We start from the raw sequence: 18,235 nt of genomic DNA on the forward strand, positions 1-18,235 counted from the left end.
ATGGAGTGGAATATCACGCCCAGATTTCGCCGGCCGGGATAAAAGTACGGTACTATCAGGGTCATCTTTTATTGAGATCTGTTGTGTGGATTCAGGAGATGTCAGGGGACCACCCGAACCACCCGAGTATCGATCAATCCGACCGCACCCTCCCGCGTAACCTGCGACAGACTGGCGACCCCGGAATCCGGATGCTGGTCTCGACCCGCGTCCGCAAGTCGCCGTTCTTCGACAAGTCGTTCAACGAGGAAGGCGCCTGGCGCGCGACGGTGTACAACCGGATCTATCACCCGCGCGGCCTCGTCGAGCCCGAAGACGGCGGCGCAATGGCCGAGTACGAAGCGCTGACCGAGAAGGTGACGCTGTGGGACGTTTCCGTCGAGCGACAGATCCGCGTGAAAGGTCCCGATGCGGAGGCGCTCACGGACTACGTCATCACGCGTGACGCCACCGAGATCGAGCCGATGCACGGCAAGTACGTCATCCTCTGCAACGAGGACGGCGGCATTCTCAACGACCCGATCCTCCTGCGAGTTGCCGAGGACGAGTTCTGGTTCTCGATCTCGGACTCGACGCTGATGCAGTGGATCCAGGGCGTGAACGTGGGGATGGACTTCGACGTCGAGGTCGACGAGATCGACGTCGCTCCGATGCAGATCCAGGGCCCGCTCTCCGAGGACGTGATGGTCGAAGTCGTGGGCGAAGAAGTCAGCGAGATTCCGTACTACGGCCTGATGGAGGCCGAAATCAACGGCGCGTCCGTGCTCGTGAGCCAGACCGGGTTCTCCGGCGAGAAGGGCTTCGAGATCTACGTGCGGGACGCGACCAAGAACGCCGAGCGCGTGTGGGACCCCGTGATGGAGACCGTCAAAGACCACGGCGGCCGTCAGATCGCGCCGGGACACCACCGCCGTATCGCCGCAGGGATCCTCTCGTGGGGCCAGGACATGGACCACGAGACCTCGCCGTTCCAGGTCAACCTCGGCTACCAGGTCCCCGACGACAAGGAGGGCGACTACATCGGCAAGGAAGAACTCGAGCGGCAGCAGGAACTCATCGAGAACGGCGAGTACCCGTTCAACCTCAAGATGGTCGGCCTGAAGATGGCCGGCGAGCCGATCCGCGACTACGCGCCTGACTTCTGGCTCATCTCCGATCCGGAGACGGGCGAAGAGTGCGGCTACATGACCTCACCGTGGTGGAACCCCGATCTCGAGACCAACATCGGTCTCGGGTTCGTCCCCGCCGACAAGCTTGAGGACGCCGCGCAGGCGACCCTCGACGACGAGATCTACGAGGACGACCTCGACCTCGAGTTCCAGGTGCACCTCCCCGACGAGTACGCCGAAGAAGAAGGCGAGCCGGTGTTCGCAACGGTCGCGGAAGTCCCGTTCAAGGAGTCCGTGAACCCGAGCGCCCGCGAGCAGGCGAAACTGAACGCGCGCGAAGACGCTCAGTCCGAATAACGTCCGGAGCCCCCCGGTTCCGGCGGGCCTGATTCGCTCGGCTGGGCCGGTCGACTCCGTGTTTTCCGCTCTCCTCTTCGCTTCTGTCGCGATCCTCACACGGCGAGCGCTGCCGCCGCGACTCCCGACCACCGTGGCTCTCGACCACCGTGGCTCTCGACCACCGCGACCCACGCTCTGGGCGCGTATTCGCGTCGCACGGTGAGTCGGGTGCTCACTACCGAGAAGGGCCGGGGCTCGGGACGTGAGCTACCCGGTGAGCGTGACCGGCCGGTCCGCCGAGAGCATCACGTCCTGCACGATGCTTCCGAGCAGGACCTTCTGGACGCCCGAGCGCTTCCGCCCGCCCATCACGATCCCGGTCGCATCCCGGGTTTCCGCCTCCTCGACGATCGTCTCCGTGACGCCGCCACCGACGGCGACGCGTTCGGTGTCGATGCCGTGGTCTTCGAGCGCGTCCGCCGCCTCGACGGCGGCGTCGACGTCATCGAACTCGTGTGCTGGCGCGCCCTTGTAGTCCTGCTCGGGGAACACGTAGAGCACGGTCGCCTCGACGTCGTCCGGCGCGGCCGGGAGACTCGTGACGTACTCGACCTGGTGGTGTACCCGGTCGGCGTTCGAGTCGACCGGGAGCAACAACCGCCGCGTCCCACGGTGGATCGACATCTCCGTCCCGGTCATCGTCACCGGCCGATCGGTCGAGACGAACACGTCGTTGACGACGCTCCCGATGAGCAACCGGGCGACGCCCGAGCGCTTGCGACCGCCCATCACCAGTTCGTCGGCAGCGATGTCGTCGGCGACGTCGATGATCTCTCTCGCGATCGTCTCACCGCCCTCGACTCGCCGCTCAACGGAGACACCGTTCGTCTCTAAGTACTCCGCGGCCGCGACAGCGGAGTCCATATCCGAGAAGTCGACGCCCTCGTCGGTCTGCAGCGAGTCGGGCGGGACGACGTACAGCACCGTCACTTCGGCTTCCGCAGCCGATTCTGTGAGCGCGACCGCGTGATCTGCTTGCGCGAGCGCCCGCTCTTCGTTGCCGTCGACTGGAATGAGTACTCGGTACATAGTCCAGTTAAAACGATGACATCAGAGGTGTTAAAACGGCCGTTGAATCCCAGTTCCCCGTAATCGCGGGCGCTCGGGGCCGTTACTCGTAGAGGGTGTACTCGTCGGTCAGTTCGTCGACCCGCGTCGCGACCGCCGAGAGGGTCTCCTCGTCTTCGGGATCGTCCACGATGCGGGCGATGAGGTCTGCGACCTCACGGCACGTCGACTCGGTGAAGCCGCGCGTGGTCACGCCCGGCGTGCCGATTCGGATGCCGCTGGGGTCGAACGCCGACCGCGTCTCGCCGGGGACCGTGTTGGCGTTGAGCACGACGCCGACGGATTCGAGCGCCGACTCGACGGTCTTGCCCGTCGTGTCCGGATGCGACGGTCGGAGGTCCACGAGCAGCAGGTGGTTGTCGGTGCCGCCAGAGACCAGCGTGAAGCCGTGTTCCTGCAGGCGGTCTGCGAGCGCCTGGGCGTTCGCGATCGTCTGTTCGGCGTACGCCTGGAAGTCCTCGGAGAGCGCCTCGCCGAATCCGACGGCTTTGCCGGCGATGTTGTGCATCGCGGGGCCGCCCTGTGCGCCGGGGAAGACCGCATTGTCGATGGCGTCGGCGTACTCGTCGTCGCACATCACGATCCCGCCGCGCCCCGCGCGGATGGTCTTGTGCGTCGAGCCCGTGACGAAGTCGGCGACGCCGACGGGCGACGCGTGGACGTCGGCGGCGACGAGCCCGGTGATGTGGGCGATGTCCGCGAGGTGGTAGGCATCGGCCGAGTCGGCGGCCTTCTGAATCCGCTCCCACTCGACCTCCCGGGGGTACGCGGAGTAGCCCGAGACGATGATGTCGGGGTCGAACGACTCTGCCTTCGCGGCCAGTCCCTCGTAGTCGATGTACCCCGTCTCCTCGTCGACTTTGTACTGTTCGACCTCGTAGGTCTTGCCGGCGAAGTTCGCGGGGTGCCCGTGTGAGAGGTGCCCGCCGTGGGTCAGATCCAGCGAGAGGATCTTATCGCCCGGGTCGAGCATCGCCAGATAGACCGCCATATTCGCCTGTGACCCCGAGTGGGGCTGGACGTTGACGTGGTCGGCTCCCCACAGTTCTTTCGCCCGGTCGATCGCTAGCTGCTCGACCTCGTCGGCGTACTCACAGCCCGCGTAGTAGCGCTCGCCCGGATAGCCCTCCGCGTAGTTGTTGGTCAGCTCCGAACTCTGCGCTTCCATCACGGCCTCCGAGACGTGGTTCTCGCTCGCGATCATCGACAGCGTCTCGTTCTGTCTCCGGCGCTCGCCTTCGAGCGCCTCGGCGACGGCCTGATCGACCGACGCGACAGTTTCATACGTCATATCTGTTCCTCAGAACCGGATCCGCATAACTCTCTGTTCGACACAACATTCCTGACTTTCGAGAGGCTGAGTGACTCGGCCTGTCGGTGGGGTGCATATTCATTCGTGTGAGTGGTCCGCCGCTCGGACGCGCCGGGTCGGTGCTGCGTCCGCGCCGTCCGGTCGATCGTCGATTAGTTCTGGAGCCGACTCTGTCGCCAGTTCTCGAGGTCCGGCGTCTGATTGAACGTGTAGATGTGGACGCCGCGGATCTTGTACTCGTCGTCGTTCACGTACGGTGCCAGCCCCTCGATCAGGTCGTCGGGCTTGTAGCGTCCGCGCGATCCGACCAGTTGCTTGACGAACCCGAAGATCCCGGTCGTCTTCCGCAGGAACTTCACCGAATCGCCGACGCCGACCTTCTGTGAGATGCTCAAGAGACGCTGGTAGTTCATCACGCCCGGGATGCCGACCTCCACCGGGAGGTCGACGCCGCGGGCACGAATGTCCTCGATCCACTCCAGGATCGCATCGGGATCGTAGCACAGTTGCGTGACGATGTACGTCGCGTACGGCGCCTTCTTCTCCATCGACTCCGCGAGTTCCTCCTCGCCGATGAAGTCGTGGCCCTCCGGATAGCCCGTGATGCCGACTTCCTCGAACTCGTACTCGAGGTCGTCGAGGGCGACCAGGAGGTCGTAGGCGGACTCGAACTCGCCGACCGGCTCCTCCTTGTCGCCGCCCGGGACGAAGATGTCGGTGATACCGGCTTCGGTGAGGCGTCGACAGACCTCTTCGAGTTGCTCGGGCCCGTCGATGTAGCGGGCCGCGATGTGCGGAACGACCTCGTAGCCCGCCGCGGCGGCGTCTTCGGATCGCTCGACTGTCTTTTCGATGCCGAGTTTCGGTGAGGTGGTGATCGCGATGCTCGATCCCTCGGGCAGCTCTTGGATCTCGTCGTCGAAGCTGTCGAACGGCATCAACTCGAACCGCGCCTCGCGCAGCAGGAACTCCACGCCGGCCTCGGCGTCTCGTTGGGTACCCAGTGCCATACAAATACTGGAGGGGCCGAACCCACTTTTGTCTATGGGCAGCGACCCCGGGTCCGACGGCGCGAAGCGGCGTCCGATCGATGCAGCATCCGCTGATCAGTCGCACCCGGTCGACGTGATCCCGAGTGTTACGCGCTCTCGATCGTACACTGCCTGATCCGCCCGGCGACGGTCTCGACGCTACAGCGTCCACCCGAGGCGTTCGAGACGCGGCACAGGACGAGATCGAGGACGTTGAGTTGCCGGAGGAGCCGGCGGGTCCGATCGTGCTCCAGCCCGAGTTCTCGTCCGACCTCGTGGACGGTCCGGGCGTCGATGACAGCGTCGACGACGTCGGGCAGGGTCAGCGTCTCCGGCAGTCCGATCCCGTCGGCGATCAACTGTTCGTCCGGGAGCGAGTCCGGTGCCAGCAGTTCCTCGGCGTCCTCCGCCGTCGCCTGGGAGCCGTCGCCGTCCCCCCGTCGTTCCGACGAGCCGTCGGGCGCCGGGGGAGCCGTCTCGTCCGCCCGTTGCTCCCCCTCTGACGCCTTGCTTGGGGCCGCTTCCGGTGTCGCGTCGCTCGCGTCCCGCTGTCCCGTCGCGTCCGCCACATCGGGGGTTCTCCCGTCGTCTGTCGTCGATCCCGAGTCGGCGGCGTGCTCGACAGCGTGTGTCGCCGCTCCGTTCTGTGTCGCCGCCTCACTCCGTGTCGCCGCTTCACTCTGGGTCTCGTCGTCGTCGGTTGTGGACACCTCGGCGTCGCCGAGCGTGTACGACCTGGGCGAGTGGACGTCCGCGTCGATCATATACCGTCGCACCGTCTCCGCAGAGACGTCCATCTCGATCCGTTCGCTCATCTCGTCGAACGTGTCACAGACCTCGTACAGCCGCCGCAAATACGGCGTGTCCTCGTAGGGCGGAACCGACTCGTCGCGAACCGCTGTGGGGGCCTCTCCCCCGACGTCCGACGCGTCCGGCGCTCCGAGCACCCGGTCCGGCTCCGTCCCCGACTCCTCCCGTCCGCTGAGGGGGCTCCGCTGCGACTCGTCTGTGGTCGCTGCCGCCTCGTTCTCCTCCGGTCGGGCGTCGTCATCGACTGAGGCCGTTCGCTCGACGGCCGGCTCCGAGTCCGGGGACGCCGCTGGTGTGGACTCCTGCGGGGTCGACGCCGGCGTGGTCGACAGTGCGCCGGAGTCGGCGGGGCTTCGGGCTTCGTCCGAACGACTGCCCTCGGGGGCGACGATCACGACCTCGAGGGTCGTCCGCACCGCCGCTCCTGCGACGGTCGCCTCGCGAGAGCGGACGGTGACGTCCGCGTCGGTGTCGCCGATCTCGGGATTCCGTCGAAGTCCGGGGAGAGACAGCTCGAACCGGAGTCCGTCGGCTGCGGTGTCCGACGGTTCGATCCTGACCCCGTCATCGCCTTCCTCCAGCGGCACGTCGACCTCGACTGTCGCACGGAGCTCGCCGTCCTCCCCATCTGCGGCCGCCTCGACCCGATCGACCGACCGACCGTCGGCACCGAGTTGTTCGATGACGGACGCGAGCGCGTCGAACGAGGAGTACGGCTGCTTCGCCATATTTGTCATAGCACGACACACTGTGACTGGTTAACGATCAGTGTGGAATGATGAGGGGATTCAAATAGCCGGCCGGTCCGCGGCGCAGTCCAGGTGTTTCTGCGCGGAAACGAGCCACGCTCGCAGGCCGTTCGCGACCCCGCTACGCGACGCTGGCGATGCTCGCGAGACGCTCGCCGGTGACCACGACGCGACCGCGAGCCACGGAGAAGATGACCCCGTCGCCGGTCGCTTCGATCGTCTCGAGTTGCTCGAACGAGGAGGGGTCGTACACCGCACCGATATCCTCACCGTCCGTGACCTCCGCGCCGATCACGAGGTCGTCACGGAGTTCGAAGAGCCCGGAGGTCTGGGCGACGACGCGCGGGACGTCGTCGCGGAGCAGGCGCTGCTCGGGGGTCGACTCGGGTGGATCTCCGAGGACGTCGCACTCCCGAAGCACGTTCCACACGCCGTCGGCACCAGACTGGGCCGCCTCGCGGCTCACCGTCCGGCTGTTCGACAACTCGGCAGTGATCGCTGGAACGCCCGCCCGCGCTGCGGCTTCCCGAAACTTCCCGGCAAACTCGTCGGCGTCGCCGTCGCTCTCGGGATCGATCGGGTCCTCGTTGACGAGCACGTCGGCAGTCCCGAATGCCGCGGCGAGCGCGCGGGCCTCTGGATCCGACTCCCTGAAGCGGACGTGTTCCAGCATCTCGGGCATTCCCGTGTGCAGGTCGACCGCGGCGTCGGCCCGCTCGACGAGCGGCCAGACGTTCGCGACCAGCCGTTCCTGGAGGCTGCCGTCGGCGTCACCCGGCCAGATGCGGTTGAAGTTCGCGTTGAAGGCGTCGTAGGCCTCCGGCGTCAGATACGAACGGTGATCGAAGGCGATCGGGTTCACGACCGGCACGACGACGACGGTTCCGGCGATGTCGGCGTCGACGAGCCGGCGGTGGAGGCGTCGCAGCGCCGCCGGACCGTTGAGTTCGATCCCGTGCTGGGCCGCTTGGACGAAGACCGTCGGCCCGACGCCGCCCTCGTAGCGGTGGACGGTCACGGAGACGTCGCGACCGGAGGGGAAGCGCCCGAGGCGTCGGCTGACCGTCGTGTGACTCGCGGGGGCGTACTCCATATGCAGGAGCGGTGTCGGCGAGGCAAAAATCCCGGGCATCGGGTCGTCGTCGGGACCGCTGGCTCCCGACCCGCCGGCACCGAGGGCAGCGACGCGTCGACCCGGCAGAGTCATCGATGGGGCGAACAGTCGGCACCGGCTGTCGGCGTCGCCGCCGACTACCCGCATCGGCGTGCCGAGCAATCGCGGCCCGACGCGGGATGGCTCTCACCGCACGGCGACCCTGGCCCCGCCTTCGGAGATAAACCCTCGCTGCAGTCGGTCCGTACGTTTATCGGTCCCCTGAGCCACGGATCGGGTATGCACCTCGAAGAGACCACCTGGACCGACGCCGAGGCTGCGGAGACGAATCTCGCACTCCTGCCGGTCGGCAGCACCGAACAGCACGGCCCGCACGCGCCGCTGGGGACCGACACCCTCGACGCCGAGGCCGTGGCCGACGCGGCCGCCGAGCGGTACGCGGATCCGGTCGTCGTCGCGCCGGCGATTCCGGTCGGGATCGCGGAGGAACACCGCCAGTTCGCGGGAACGCTCTGGACGAGCGAGGACACGTTCCGTTCGTACGTCCGCGACGTGGTCGACAGCCTCGCCTCCCACGGCTGGGACCGTGTGGCCGTCGTCAACGGCCACGGTGGGAACATCGCCGCGCTCAGAGAGGTGACGGCGCGGATCGTCCGCCACGACGACGCCTTCGCCGTCCCGTTCACGTGGTTCGACGAAGTCGGCGACCACAGCGCCGAGATGGGCCACGCGGGCCCGCTGGAGACGTCGATGCTCCGTCACGCCGACCCAGAGACGGTCCACGAGGATCGCCTCGAAGCGGCCGCCGCGAACGGCAGCGACGGCTGGGGCGACTGGCAGGGGCGAGTCAACCTCGCGGTCGACTCCCACGAGTTCACCGACAACGGCGTCGTCGGCGACCCCACCGAGTCCAGTGCGGCGCTGGGCGAGGAACTGCTGGACCGTTCGGCGACCGCGCTGTGTGACCTTCTCGATGCGATCCGCGACCGTGACCCGGAACCTCGCACGACGGAGTGAGCCGATGGAATGAGCCGGCGGACGCAATCCACAGACTGTCCGTCGCGTGATCATTCGAGGCCGCACCCGCCTCCCCGCTCTCCCGTTCGGCTCTCTAACGGCAGGTCGCGACACGTATTTTGCCGTCCACACCAAGGGCGGGTACGATCTATGGATCCCACCGAGCACGTCCCGGAGCAGGCTGGAACCGTCATCGTCGGCGCTGGCATCGTCGGCTGTAATCTCGCGTATCAGTTGACCCAACTGGGGCGCGAGGACGTCGTCGTCGTGGACCAGGGACCGATGCCCACGACGGGCGGTTCCTCGACGCACGCCCCCGGGATTATGTTCCAGACTGCAGAACCGAAGGAACTCTCGCAGTTCGCCGACTACAGCCGCCGACTCTACTCGGACCTTGAGGGTGCCGACGGTCAGCAGGCCTACAACGAGGTCGGCGGCATCGAAGTCGCCCGGACCGAAGAGCGAATGGACTTCCTCCAGCGGCGCGTGGAACACGCGAAAGCGTGGGGCATCGACGATCCTCAGCTGCTCTCGCCCGAGGAGGTCACCGAGCACCTGCCGCTGGTAGACGACGAACAGATCCTCGGCGGCTACTACTCGCCGACCGACGGCCAGGTCTCCGGCGTCGTCGCCTGCGACGCTCTCGCCCGGGAGGCCATCGACCGCGGCGCGACATTCGTGCCGCACACGCGCACTGAAGACGTCGAGACCGCCGATGGCGAGGTTCAGAGCGTGATCACAGAGCGCGGAGCGATCGAGTGCGACGACGTCGTGATCGCGACCAACATCTGGGCACGGCAGTTGGGCGAGAAACTCGGTGTCCACCTCCCGGTTGCCCCGGTCGAACACCAGTACACGATGACCGAGTCGCTCCCGGAACTCGAAGAGAGCGCGGTCGACATCACCGACCACCCCCTCTTCGAGAACTACGAAAACGTCTCCGGCGAGAAGGCAAAACGGCTGCTGGTCGGCCCCGATCGGCCGATCCTCCGGGACCAGGACAACGCGATGTACTTCCGGACCCACGGCGACGCCTACGGTATCGGTTCGTACAACCACGAACCGATCGTCCCCGACCCGCAGGACCTCGGCGGCAACGACCCCGATGGCGAGCAGGGATCCGTTCACGAGTTCACCGAGCAGCACATGAACACCGCGACGCACCCGGACCGGCCGGACAAGGCGCCGCGGCAGGCCAGCGACGAACTCCTGCCCGCCACCGACGGCGCGAATCTGGACTTCAAGTACAACGGGATGTTCTCGGAGTCGCCGAACGGGCTGCCGATCCTCGGTCCCGTCGAGCAGTACGACGGCCTCTGGACCGCGACGGCGATCTGGGTCACGCACGCCGGCGGGGCCGCGCGAGCACTCGCCCAGTGGATGGAGACCGGCGTCCCCAAACTCGACGGCGAACCGATGGACCTGGCGCACTGCGACGTCAACCGCTTCGACGACCACGAGGGCAGTTGGGACTTCACCCGCGACATCGGCGCGGAGGAGTACCGCATCGTCTACAACGTGATGCACCCCAAGTGGGTCTGGACGGAGAACCAGCGGGACGTCCGCCGGACGCCGATGTATCACTCCCACAAGGAACTCGATGCCGAACTGTGGGCCGAAGCGGGTTGGGAAGAACCGCAGTGGTTCGAGTCCAACGCAGACCTCGTCGAGACGTACGAGGATCAGATCCCCGACCGCGACGAGTGGACGGGCACGTACTGGTCACCGATCGAGGGCGCGGAGGCGCTGAACGTCCGCGAGAACGTCGGCCTCCACGACATGACCTCGTTCAACAAGATCGAGGTCGTCGGGAGCGACGCCGGCGCGTTCGTCCAGCGGCTCTGTACGAACGATATGGACCTCGCGGTCGGCGACGTGAAGTACACGCTGATGTGCAACGAGGCCGGCGGCGTCCGCGCCGACATCACGGTCACCCGGACCGACGAGGACCGCTACCTCCTCTTGACGACGGGTCGGGAGGTCGGAAACAACCACGTCGCCTGGGTCCGAGCGCACTCGCCCGACGACGTCGTCGTCAACGACGTGACCTCCAGTCTCGCCGCGATGGTGTGTACGGGCCCGAACGCTCGGAAGGTGCTCTCGGAGGTCACCGACGTCGACCTCTCCGACGAGGCCTTCCCGTTCTTCAGCAGCCAGGAATTCTTCGTGAAGAACGTCCCCGTCCGGGCGCTTCGCGTGTCCTACGCCGGCGAACTCGGCTGGGAACTGTACACGCCCTCGGAGTACGGCGAGCGGCTCTGGGAGTACCTCCTCGACGCCGGCGAAGCGTACGGGCTGCGCCCGTACGGGAACGGCGCGCTCAACGCGCTCCGCATCGAGAAGGGCTTCCGCCTGTGGGGGCAAGACCTCCACACCGAGCACGACCCCTACGAGGCGGGCCTCGGCTGGGCCGTCGACCTCGACACCGACTTCATCGGCAAGGACGCCCTGTCGGACTCGGTGGCCGCAGTCGCCGACGGCGGTGCGCCGAGCCAGCAGGTGGCCTGCCTGACGCTCGACGACGAGAGCGAGACGATCCTGCCGCACCGTCCGGTGTTCGCGCCGGACGGCGATGAGGCACTCGGATACGTCCACAGCGCGGAGTACGGCTACTCGGTCGGTGCCTGCGTCGCCTACACCTACCTCCCGCCCGCCTACGCCGAGCCGGGGACCGAAGTCGAGATCCTCTACGAGGGCGACCGGTACGACGCGACAGTGCGCGAGGAACCGCTCGCGTAACGGCCGGGCGCGCGCTCCCCGACCGCGGCGGCCCCGTCATATCGCCGGACTGTCAGACTGTGGTTCGCGCACGCGTCGCGAGGTGACCAATTCGTAGGGCGGCGGAGAATCGGCACAAAACGCCCCTCTGTAGCTTCACACGCGCGTTTCCTGGGCCGGCCAGCGGGCCTCACCGTTGTCTTTATGCCCGTGACAGAATCACCGAGAGACAGGAACAATGAGTGCAGACTTCCCATCGCAGGCGGACACCGTCGTCATCGGAGCCGGCGCGGTCGGCTGTAGCGTCGCATATCACCTCAGCGAACTCGGCGCCGAAGACGTCGTGGTCGTGGACCAGGGCCCACTCCCCGTCACCGGCGGCTCGTCGGTCCACGCCCCGGGCATTATGTTTCAGACGTCGCCCTCGAAGATCCAGACCAAAGCGGCGTACTACACCAGTCGCCTGCTCTCGGACGCGGGAGTCTACGACGAGGTCGGCGGGATCGAACTCGCCCGTAGCGAAGAGCGGATGGACTTCCTCCGCCGCCGCGTCGAGTGGGCGGAGTCCTACGGCCTTCCGGACCCGCAGTTACTCTCGCCCGAGGAGGTCACTGAGCACTTCCCGCTCGTCGACGAGGACGAGATCCTCGGCGGGTACTACTCCCCGACCGACGGTCGCGTGGACGGCATCTCGGCCCTGCAGTGGTACATCGCCAAGAGCGACGGTGCCGACTTCTACGGCAACGTCGAGGTGACGGATCTCGACGTCGCCGGCGATTCGATCGGCGCGGTCGAGACCGACCGCGGCACGATCGACTGCGACCGCTGCGTCATCGCGACCAACAACTGGGGGTATCAGACGGCCCAGATGGCCGATCTCGACCTCCCGATCGCCCCGGTCGAACACCAGTACGTCGTCACCGAAGCCCTCGAGGAACTCTCGGGCGTAGACTCGAACGTCGGCAGCAACACCGAGGGGCTGCAGGTTCCCGGAAACGGCGATATTCAGGAGTACATGAGCGAGGGGCCCCACCGACCGGTCGGTCGCGACCAGGACAACTCGCTGTACTTCCGAACCCACGGCGACTCGCTGGGACTGGGATCGTACAACCACGAGGCGCTCTCGGTCGACCCAGACGTGATGGGCAAGAACTCAGAAGAGAGCCAGGCGTCCGTCCACAGTTTCACCAGCGAGCACTGGGAGAAGGCCACTCACCCGGACCGCGAGAAGTCCCCCAAACAGGCCTTCGACGAGCTGCTGCCGGCCACGAAAGACGTGGAGTACGAGGCCACCGAGAACGGCATCTTCGTGTTCACTCCCGACGGGATGCCCGCGATTGGCCCGACGCACGTCGACGGCCTCTGGAGCGCGCTCGCCATCTGGTGGACGCACTCCGGTGGCTACGGGAAGATCATCGCCGAGTGGATGGAGAACGGCGTGCCGCGACTCCCGTCGGGCCCCGTCGACACCGGCGGCGTCCACGTCCGTCGGTTCAGCCCGCACGCGGGCGAGAAGAACTACTTCGTCGACAAGGGCGCGACGCGCTACCGCCAGGTCTACAGCATCGTCGAGCCGCGCTGGCAGCCGGACAAGCACCGCGGACTCCGGCGGAGCCCCTTCTACGACCGACAGCAGGACCTCGGGGCGGAGTTCTATCAGTCCGGCGGCTGGGAGTCCGCACAGTGGTACGATTCGAACGCCGACCTCGTCGAGGAGTACGAGGCCCAGATCCCCGACCAGGACGGCTGGCAGTCGATCAACCGCTCGAAGATCGAGGCCGCCGAGCATCTCCACACGCGCGATGCGGTCTCGATGTTCGATATGACCTCGTTCAGTTCGATTATGGTCGAGGGCGCAGACGCCGGCGACTTCCTCCAGCGGGTGTGCAGCAACGACGTCGACATCGACGTCGGCGACGTGCGCTACTCCCTCCTGCTGAACGAGGGTGGCGGCATTCTCGCAGACGTGACCGTCGTCCGCCTCGGTGCCGAGGAGTATATGGTCACCACCGGCGGCGGCAACTCGCCCGGCATCCACGGCGGCTGGCTCGAAGACCACGCCCCCGAGACCGTCTCCGTGACCGTCGAAGAGGGCGCAAAGAGCACGATCGGCCTGTGGGGGCCGAAGTCACGGCTCCTGCTCCAGCGCTGTACCGACGCCGACGTCTCCAACGACGACTTCCCGTACTTCAGCGCCAAGCAGATCTACGTCGGGGAGGTGCCCGTGATCGCCCTGCGCGTGTCCTACGTGGGCGAACTCGGCTGGGAACTGTGGGCGCCGACCGAGTACGGAAACCGGCTCTGGGAAACGCTTTATGAGGCCGGGCAGGATCTGGACGTCCGACCCATGGGCGGCGGCGCGCTGGAATCGATGCGCTTAGAGAAGGGCTACCGCCTCTGGGGCACCGACATCGACACCGACTCCAACCCCTACGAGGCGGGCCTCGGCTTCGCGGTCGATCTCGACACCGACTTCATCGGCAAGGAAGCACTCGAAGCGGCGAAGGCCGAGGGCGTCGACGCCGAGATCACGCCGATCACGCTGGACGACTCCACGGACATCCTGCTGTCGGGCCGTCCGGTCCTCGTCGACGGCGAGGCGCAGGGATACGTCCAGGCCGCCGACTTCGGCTACACGATCGGCGAATCGATCGCCTATACGTACCTGCCCACGGAGTACACCGAGGCCGGGACGGACGTCCAGGTCCGGTGTGAGGGCGAACTGTACGACGCGACCGTCCGGAACGAACCGCTGTTCGATCCCGGCCGCGAGAAGATCATCCGATAACGGGACGAACTCATCCCACTCCCTGGTCGGTCACTGACCGACCGATCCACTCACCACGACGATGACAGAATCAGAATCCACCGACCCCGACGCGGACGAACTGCCCGTGCAGTACGTTGACATCGAACGTGCACGCGAACGACTCGACGACGAGACCGTCGTCAAACAGACGCCAGTCGAGGAGAGCACGTCGCTCGGCGCCCTCGTCGACGCCGACGTCCACTTGAAGATGGAACATCTTCAGTGGACGGGCTCGTTCAAGACCCGTGGCGCGTACAACAAGATCAGCCAGGACGTCGCCGACGGCGTCACCGACTTCGTCGCCGCCAGCGCCGGCAACCACGCCCAGGGCGTCGCACTCGCGGCCACGAAGTGCGGCGCGGACTCGACGATCTATATGCCGACCGACGCCCCGCAGGCGAAGGTAGACGCCACGCGGAGTTACGGTGCGACCGTCGAACTGGTGGGGAAAGACTTCCAGGAGACGATGTCCCACGCGCAGGCCGCCGTCGAGGAGACCAACGCCGAGTTCGTCCACGCGTACGACGACACCGACATCATCGCCGGCCAGGGCACCCTGGGCACGGAGATGTACCACGACCTCCCGGACGCCGACACGGTGATCGTCCCCATCGGCGGCGGTGGTCTGATCAGCGGGATCTCGACGGCGATGAAGCACCTCTCGCCGGAGACGCGCGTCGTCGGCGTCCAGGCGACCGGCGCGGAGACGGTCCACGAGAGCCTCGACAAGGGGATGCCGGTCACCCTCGACGAGGTCGATACCATCGCCGACGGCATCGCGACCGGCGGGATTTCCGAGACCACGTTCCGGTGCATCCGGGCGAACGTCGACGAGGTCGTCACCGTCACCGACACCGAGATCGCCCGCGCGATTCTCCTGTTGATGAAGCGCGCGAAGCAGGTCGTCGAGGGCGCGGGTGCGGCCTCGGTGGCGGCGATGTTGAGCGACGACCTCGACGTGAGCGGCGAGACCGTGATGCCGCTGCTCTGCGGCGGCAACCTCGATATGACGCAGTTGCAGACGGTGCTCGTCCACGCGCTGACCCAGCGGAAACAGCGGATCCGGCTTCGCGTCCGGATCGACGACCGGCCGGGCAAGATGGAGGACATCTCCGGCATCATCGCCGATCAGGGAGCGAACATTCACAACGTCCGGCACGACCGCTCGGTCGCAGACTTAGAAGTCGGCGAGGCGTATCTGGTGTTCACCGTGATGACGAGCGGCGCGGAGCACGCCGCGAGCATCGTCGACGCGATCGAGGCCGCGGACTACCGCGTCGAGGACGTCACCCGATCGCAGAACTGAGGGGGACCGCGGCCCCGGCGGTTCAGTCGCCGCCGAGGGCCGAACTCATTCCACCCGCCGCGGAAACCACTCGCTCGTTGGCTGCCACCCACCGCAGGAGCAGGAACGAGAACACGTACTTCGCGAGGACGTCGAGCGCCGAGTACCCCCACGAGGTGAGCCCCACAGACTGGACGATGGCGAATCCTTCGACGCCGACGGCCCAGATGATCGGATAGCCGAGCCACAGCACGACCGTCAGGACGCGCAGCGTCCCGAAGATCTCGCCGGTGCCGGCGCCATCTGCGGACTCTGGCCACTCGACCAGCAGTGCGTAGAGGACCACGAGGAAGAACGCGCAGCTGACGATGTAGAACAGCCAGCGGAACATGTACGAGGAGGTGATCAGCGCGGCCGCGAGGCCGGTCACACACATCCCGATGTCGGCCGCGATGACGGTGAAGATGCTCCCGGCATCGACGTCAGCCAACAGGCCGAGCGCGAGGAGGATCATCGGCGTCGAGAGCGCCCACGTGAGGTAGCGACCCCACTGGCTCATCACTTCCTCACCCGCCAGGGCGTGCCCCGCGGGCATCTCGATGAAGCCGACGGTCAGCCCGGAGGCGAGTCCCAGATAGCTGGATATCGATACCAGTGGGATCAGGAGCGTCGCGCCCCAGATCAGACGCGCCCGGCCCGCCTCGACGTTCCGTCCCATATACACGAAGAGGAGGATCGAGAGCCCGGCGAGCGCGATGTTGATCCACAGTGACGAACTCAACAGGGCGTCGTTCTGGATCTGCGTGAACGCGTCGCTCTGTGTCGCCTGCAGGAGTACGGTACTTACGTCGATCGTTCCAGGTAATGGCATAGTGCACTATCCCGTACGCGTTCGAGGTACTAATAAGTGGGATGACGATCCGTCGATTATCGGCTCACTCGACACCAATGTGGCCAAAAATTACTTTATATCCGGCGACAAATGGGAACGGAAACTCGAACGGGGATCGCCCCGTTAACTGTGGCCGCGGCGCTCCAGTTCGTCGCTGACAGCCGGCAGGACCTCGTGGAGGTCGCCCGTGACGGCCCAGTCGGCCTTCTGGATGATCGCCGCCTCGGGATCGGTGTTCACCGCGAGGATGTTTTCGGCACCCTTACAGCCGACCATGTGCTGGACGGCACCGCTGATGCCACAGGCGATGTAGATCTCGGGGGCGATCTTGTTCCCGGTCTGGCCGATCTGGTCGTCGTGCGGCCGCCAGCCCTCGTTGACCGCGGCGCGGGAGGACCCGACAGCCGTGTTGGGGAGGTGATCGGCCAGGTCCTCGATCTCCGAGAAGTCGCCGTCGGTCCCGCGACCGCCGGAGACGACGACTCGCGCTTCCGCCAGGGGAACGCCTTCGACGTCGGACTCTTCGACCTCGGTCAGTCGAACCCGGAGGTCGCTGTCTTCGAGGTCGGGCGTGAACGCGCTGACGTCGGCGGGACCGTCGCCGGTCCCGCTCGTCGAGATCTCGTTGGGCGCGACCGTCAGCAGATTGGTGTCTGCGTCGAGTTCCGCGTGCTCGATGAGCGTGCCGCCCCAGCGCTGGCGCGTCAGTTCGTAGGTGTCACCGACCTCGACGTCAGTGACCTCGGCGGCCATCGTCTCGTCGAGTTTCGCCGCCACGTGGGCGAGGATTTCCGACCCGCGGTCCGTCCCGGGCGCGACGACCGCTTCCGTGCCGGTCTCCTCGGCGCACTGGATCACGGCTCGGGCGTACGCCTCGGGCGTGTAGTCGTCGAGATCGCTGTGATCGACCACGTTGAGGACCTCCACGCCGTGTGCGCCGACGTCGTCCGCGACGCCCTCCGCTTCGGGGCCGAAGGCGATGGCTTCCAGCGCCTCGCCGGCGTCATCGGCGACCGAACGGGCGAGGGTGAGCGCTTCGAGCGAGTTGTCGTCGACTGCACCGCTGTCGTGTTCGACTAACGAGAGTACCAATGTTATAGCACCTCCAGTTCCTCGAGCACGTCGACGACTTCGTCCGCCGCCTCGGGGCTTTCACCGAGGATATCGGCGGGGCTGTCGTCGGTCTCGGGGACTTCGAGTTCGAGCAGTTCGAGGCCATCGTCGGTGGGCTCCGGTTCGACCTGGTCGACGGAGGCCTTCCGGGCCTGCATCTTCGCCCGCATCGAGGGGTACCGCGGTTCGTTGAGGCCCTCTTTGACCGTGATGACGGCCGGAAGATCGACCTCGTAGACCTCGGCACCGCCGGGGATCTCCCGCTTCGCGACGGCGGTGTCGCCGTCGACGTCGAGGTCTTTGACCCCGGTGACGCACGGCACGTCCAGGTGCTCGGCGACGCGGACGCCGACCTGGTGGTTGGCCGTGTCGGCCGACTCGTTCCCGAAGAGGAACAGGTCGAAGTCCGTCTTCTCCGCCTCGACGGCGCTCGCGATGGCGCTGGCGGTCGCTTTCGGACCCCACTCCCCGCCGTCGGTGGGGAGCAACAGTCCGTCGTCGGCTCCCATCGCGATGGCCGAACGGAGTTGCTCGGTCGCGTCCTCCTCGCCGAGTGTGAGTGCCGTCATATTGCCGCCGTTCGCTTCGACTAACTGCACGCCCTCTTCGACGGCACACTCCTCGTGCGGGCTGAACGTGAAGCCCAGCGAGCTGGTGTCGATGTCTCGCTTGTCCTCGGTCAATACGATCTTCGCGCCCGTCTCGGGCACGCGCTTGATGGCTGTGAGTACTTCCATACGTGTGTGAATCCTGCGTCGCGTGGTGGTTCGGACGGGCGATCGATCGCGTCGTTCGCCCGTCGCGTGTCC

The 18,235-nt window shown here is 66.4% G+C and carries 13 protein-coding genes; 5 read left to right on the forward strand and 8 right to left on the reverse strand.

Going from position 1 to position 18,235, the window contains the following annotated elements; all coding sequences use genetic code 11:
- Positions 1–98: 98 nt before the first annotated feature.
- Positions 99–1,466 carry an aminomethyltransferase family protein gene (locus BLU74_RS07635; RefSeq protein WP_089766831.1) on the forward strand — a complete coding sequence of 456 codons (1,368 nt, stop codon included), beginning with the start codon at positions 99–101 and terminating at the stop codon, positions 1,464–1,466.
- A gap of 249 nt (positions 1,467–1,715) precedes the next feature.
- Here BLU74_RS07635 and BLU74_RS07640 read toward each other — a convergent pair whose 3' ends face one another.
- The 5 genes from BLU74_RS07640 to BLU74_RS07660 form a co-directional block, all read right to left on the reverse strand.
- Positions 1,716–2,537, reverse strand: coding sequence for a universal stress protein (locus BLU74_RS07640; RefSeq protein ID WP_089766682.1), 822 nt, complete (start codon positions 2,535–2,537; stop codon positions 1,716–1,718).
- An 82-nt stretch (positions 2,538–2,619) separates the two neighbouring features.
- Entirely contained in the window at positions 2,620–3,867 is a 1,248-nt protein-coding gene (gene glyA / locus BLU74_RS07645; RefSeq protein ID WP_089766683.1) for a serine hydroxymethyltransferase, read from the reverse strand.
- A gap of 173 nt (positions 3,868–4,040) precedes the next feature.
- A complete protein-coding gene (locus BLU74_RS07650) occupies positions 4,041–4,898 on the reverse strand; it encodes a methylenetetrahydrofolate reductase (protein ID WP_089766684.1) in 858 nt (285 codons plus the stop codon).
- A 128-nt stretch (positions 4,899–5,026) separates the two neighbouring features.
- Positions 5,027–6,457, reverse strand: coding sequence for a DUF8073 domain-containing protein (locus BLU74_RS07655; protein ID WP_089766685.1), 1,431 nt, complete (start codon positions 6,455–6,457; stop codon positions 5,027–5,029).
- A 142-nt stretch (positions 6,458–6,599) separates the two neighbouring features.
- On the reverse strand, positions 6,600–7,571 hold the full coding sequence (locus BLU74_RS07660; RefSeq protein ID WP_089766686.1) for a succinylglutamate desuccinylase/aspartoacylase family protein: 972 nt from the start codon (positions 7,569–7,571) through the stop codon (positions 6,600–6,602).
- Positions 7,572–7,871: 300 nt separating this feature from the next.
- Between BLU74_RS07660 and BLU74_RS07665 the strand changes: the two genes are divergently transcribed.
- The 4 genes from BLU74_RS07665 to ilvA all read left to right on the forward strand — a co-directional run bounded on the left by BLU74_RS07665 (position 7,872) and on the right by ilvA (position 15,442).
- The gene (locus BLU74_RS07665) at positions 7,872–8,609 is read left to right on the forward strand and encodes a creatininase family protein (protein ID WP_089766832.1); all 738 of its coding nucleotides are present in this window, start codon (positions 7,872–7,874) and stop codon (positions 8,607–8,609) included.
- A gap of 150 nt (positions 8,610–8,759) precedes the next feature.
- Positions 8,760–11,348, forward strand: coding sequence for a GcvT family protein (locus tag BLU74_RS07670; RefSeq protein WP_089766687.1), 2,589 nt, complete (start codon positions 8,760–8,762; stop codon positions 11,346–11,348).
- 217 nt (positions 11,349–11,565) lie between these two features.
- A complete protein-coding gene (locus BLU74_RS07675; protein WP_089766688.1) occupies positions 11,566–14,115 on the forward strand; it encodes a GcvT family protein in 2,550 nt (849 codons plus the stop codon).
- Between the two features lie 61 nt (positions 14,116–14,176).
- Positions 14,177–15,442: a threonine ammonia-lyase gene (gene ilvA, locus BLU74_RS07680; protein WP_089766689.1), complete on the forward strand. Its 1,266-nt coding sequence runs from the start codon at positions 14,177–14,179 to the stop codon at positions 15,440–15,442.
- A 22-nt stretch (positions 15,443–15,464) separates the two neighbouring features.
- Here ilvA and BLU74_RS07685 read toward each other — a convergent pair whose 3' ends face one another.
- The 3 genes from BLU74_RS07685 to BLU74_RS07695 all read right to left on the reverse strand — a co-directional run bounded on the left by BLU74_RS07685 (position 15,465) and on the right by BLU74_RS07695 (position 18,163).
- Positions 15,465–16,292, reverse strand: a complete 828-nt coding sequence (locus BLU74_RS07685) for a bacteriorhodopsin (RefSeq protein WP_089766690.1) — start codon at positions 16,290–16,292, stop codon at positions 15,465–15,467.
- 144 nt (positions 16,293–16,436) lie between these two features.
- Positions 16,437–17,405 carry an electron transfer flavoprotein subunit alpha/FixB family protein gene (locus BLU74_RS07690; RefSeq protein ID WP_089766691.1) on the reverse strand — a complete coding sequence of 323 codons (969 nt, stop codon included), beginning with the start codon at positions 17,403–17,405 and terminating at the stop codon, positions 16,437–16,439.
- A gap of 2 nt (positions 17,406–17,407) precedes the next feature.
- Positions 17,408–18,163 carry an electron transfer flavoprotein subunit beta/FixA family protein gene (locus tag BLU74_RS07695; protein ID WP_089766692.1) on the reverse strand — a complete coding sequence of 252 codons (756 nt, stop codon included), beginning with the start codon at positions 18,161–18,163 and terminating at the stop codon, positions 17,408–17,410.
- Positions 18,164–18,235: the final 72 nt, after the last annotated feature.

It is taken from the genome of Halobellus clavatus, assembly GCF_900107195.1.
GTDB classification, from domain to species: Archaea; Halobacteriota; Halobacteria; order Halobacteriales; family Haloferacaceae; genus Haloquadratum; species Haloquadratum clavatum.